Consider the following 2,971-nt stretch of genomic DNA (forward strand, 5'->3'; position numbering starts at 1 on the left):
AGCCGGGCGCCCAACGCCGCGCGCTGATGCGACGCGAATTGTCAGACAAGCCCTAGCCCAGGTCGAACACGCCGTACGAGAACCCGTCCGCCCGCAGTTCACCCCCGGCGCCGACGGTCACGCCCTGGACGTCCAGCGGCCGCGCCCGGCCGCCCGCACCGGCACCACCGGACCCGCCGGCCCCACCGGACCCGCCGAAGGCCACGTCCGCCGGGACGGCCGCCGGCTCCCGTCGGGGGTTGACCACCACCAGGTAGCGCCCGGACCGGGTGTACACCAGCGGGTACCCGGCGTGCCGCACCTCCACCGAACCCCGGGCGCCCAGGCCCGGGTGCGCCCGGCGCAGCGCGATCAGCCGCCGCACGGTGTGCAGCAGCGAGGTCGGGTCGGCCCGCTGGGTGGCGACGTCGGGGCGGTGCGGGTCCGGGTCGACCGGCAGGTAGAGCCGGTCGGCGGGCGCCGTGGAGAAGCCCGCGTTCGGGCCGGGCGTCCACTGCATCGGCGTGCGCGAGCCCGCCCGGTTGTACGTCGGGCCGAGCACACTGCCCTCGGTGTCCGGCAGGTCCGGCACGTAGCGCATGCCGATCTCGTCGCCGTAGTAGACCGCCGGCAGGGTCGGCCAGGTGAGCAGCAGGGCGAAGGCCGGGGCGAGCTGCTCGGCGGTGCGCGGACCGGTGGCCAGCCGGGAGAAGTCGTGGTTGGCGGTGGGGAAGGCGATGTGCCCGGTGCCCTCGGTGAGTTCGGCGGCCGCCCGCCAGGCGTCCAGGAACGGCCGCGGGGTGCCGCGCCCCTCGGCCTCGAAGTAGCACGGGCCCTGCTTCCAGGACTCCTGCACCGTCCCGGCGTTGTTGTTCCACAGCGAGCGCAGCGGCAGGCCGTCGTCCGGACCGCCGAACTGGAGGAGGAAGTCGGCGTGGAAGCCGGCGGCGACGGCGGCGGCCGGGTCGCCCCACTCGGCGAACAGGGCGGCCTGGGGGTGGTCGCGGTCGAGCCAGTCGCGCAGTTCGGTCCAGAGCTTGCCGGTCTCCACGGCACCGGGGTCGTCCTTGACCAGCGAGTACGCCATGTCGACCCGGAATCCGGACACGCCGAGGCCGAGCCAGTGGGCCATGATCGAGCGCAGCGCCGCGCGGTTGGCGCTCGGGCCCTCGGCGTCCACCGGCTGGCGCCAGGGCTCCTCCGGGTTCTCGCGGGCGTAGCCGAAGTTGAGCGCCGGCTGGCAGTCGAAGAAGTTCGGCCGGTACCAGCCGGGCCGGCTGCCCGGGGAGGCGACGAAGCCGTCCACCGGCCGTTCGGACCAGATGTAGCGGTGGTCCGACGGGTCCTGCGCCGACGCCCGGAACCACGGGTGCTGGTCGGAGGTGTGGCCGGCGACCAGGTCCAGCAGGATCCGGATGCCCCGGCGGCGCGCCGCCTCGACGAGGGCGGCGAGGTCATCGACGGTGCCGTAGCGCGGGGCGGGGGTGAAGTAGTCGGTGACGTCGTACCCCGCGTCGCGGAACGGCGAGGCGAAGCACGGGTTCAGCCAGGCCGTGTCCACGCCCAGCCAGGCGAGGTGGTCGAGGTGCTCGGTGATGCCCGCGAAGTCGCCGGTGCCGTCGCCGTCGGAGTCGGCGAAGGTCTGGGGGTAGATCTGGTAGAGCACGGCGTCGGTCAGCCACTCGGGGCCGGGGCGGGTCGAGGTCATGGGTGGGATCCTCCTGCCGGGTGCCGGGGGGCTACCGATTCTCGTCGAATCCCGGCCGCCCCAACAGCCCGGCCCGGCCACTCCTGGACCTCCGCCCGGTTCCCGGAAGCAGCCCGGGGGCGCGCCGCGCGCCCTCCCGAGCCCCTTCCGCTCCCCCACGCCCCCTACCGCCCGCACCCCGACCGGCCCCGGCCGACCCCGGCCGACCGCGATCCGGGACCCGTCCGGCCACGCGTACGCCGCCGGCGTACGCGTACGGCACCGACGCGGGCGCCGCGCGCCGTACCCCGACGACCGCTAACGCGCCGCGCAGGCCTCGGTGAACGCCCGCGCCCGCCGGGTGATCTCGGCCCAGTCCCCGGCCGCGACCACCTCCGGCGCCACCACGTCCGTCCCGGCGCAGACCGCGAGCGCGCCCTGCGCCAGGAACTCCGCCGCGTTGCCCGCGTTGACGCCGCCGGAGGCGACCAGCGGGACGTCCGGGTACGGACCGCGCAGGTCCTTGAAGTAGCCGGGACCGAAGGCCCGGGCGGGGAAGATCTTCACGGCGGCGGCCCCGAGGTCCACCGCCTGGGCCACCTCGGTCGCGGTGAGCGCGCCGAGCACCACCGGGACCCGGGCCGCGTGCGCGGCGTCCGCGACCTCGGGCCGCAGTCCGGGGGTGACCAGGAAGGACGCGCCGACGGCGAGCCCGCTCTCGGCCTGCTCGGCGGTGAGCACGGTGCCGACCCCGACGCGGTAGCCGGCCTGCGCCGCCTTGCGCAGATGGGTCGTCACATCCGGTGTGGTGAAGGTGAACTCGGTCCAGGTGATGCCGCCCTCCGCCAGTGCGGCGCAGAGCGCGGCGGCGTCCGGTATCCGCGGGGCGCGGACGACCGCGATGACCGGCTCGGCGGCGAGCGCGCCACGGGCCGCCGCCACCACGGCCTCGGCCGAGGACTTCCGGTTCACGGGACTCGGGTTCGCGGGGCTCGGGTTCACAGGGTTCGCGTTCACGGGGCTTTCATCCATTCGCTGGGATTCACGGAAGCAGAAGCACTCGGCGTCATCGGGCCCGGACCTCACACGGCCTCGGTCCCGCGTCCGGTCCGGCGCAGCGCCCGACCGGGGCGCGCGCCCGTGGCGCGGCCCTGCTCCACGACGGCGGTGCCGTTCACGTAGACGTGCTCGACGCCGGCGGCGGGCCGCCGGGGCTGCTCGAAGGTGGCGGTGTCCTGGACGCGTTCGGGGTCGAACAGGACCAGGTCGGCGTGGTACCCGGCGGCGATCCGCCCGCGCCGGTGC

3 protein-coding genes are annotated in these 2,971 nt (G+C 75.7%); all 3 read right to left on the bottom strand.

Translation table 11 applies throughout. The annotated features are described in order from the left end of the window. Positions 1-52: 52 nt before the first annotated feature. Positions 53-1,687 carry an alpha-amylase family glycosyl hydrolase gene (locus tag ABD308_RS14805; RefSeq protein ID WP_344333704.1) on the bottom strand — a complete coding sequence of 545 codons (1,635 nt, stop codon included), beginning with the start codon at positions 1,685-1,687 and terminating at the stop codon, positions 53-55. 297 nt (positions 1,688-1,984) lie between these two features. Continuing rightward, complete coding sequence (locus ABD308_RS14810) at positions 1,985-2,638, bottom strand: bifunctional 4-hydroxy-2-oxoglutarate aldolase/2-dehydro-3-deoxy-phosphogluconate aldolase (RefSeq protein WP_344333705.1); 654 nt, start codon at positions 2,636-2,638, stop codon at positions 1,985-1,987. Between the two features lie 110 nt (positions 2,639-2,748). Further along, positions 2,749-2,971 (bottom strand): amidohydrolase family protein (locus ABD308_RS14815; RefSeq protein ID WP_344333707.1); only part of this gene is annotated, 223 nt, incomplete at its 5' end.

Source organism: Kitasatospora putterlickiae, assembly GCF_039527695.1.
In the GTDB taxonomy this organism is placed as follows: domain Bacteria; phylum Actinomycetota; class Actinomycetes; order Streptomycetales; family Streptomycetaceae; genus Kitasatospora; species Kitasatospora putterlickiae.

Excerpts from the sequence above, each read along its gene's own strand:
- ABD308_RS14805 (WP_344333704.1), bottom strand. The coding sequence starts at position 1,687 with ATGACCTCGACCCGCCCCGGCCCCGAGTGGCTGACCGACGCCGTGCTC.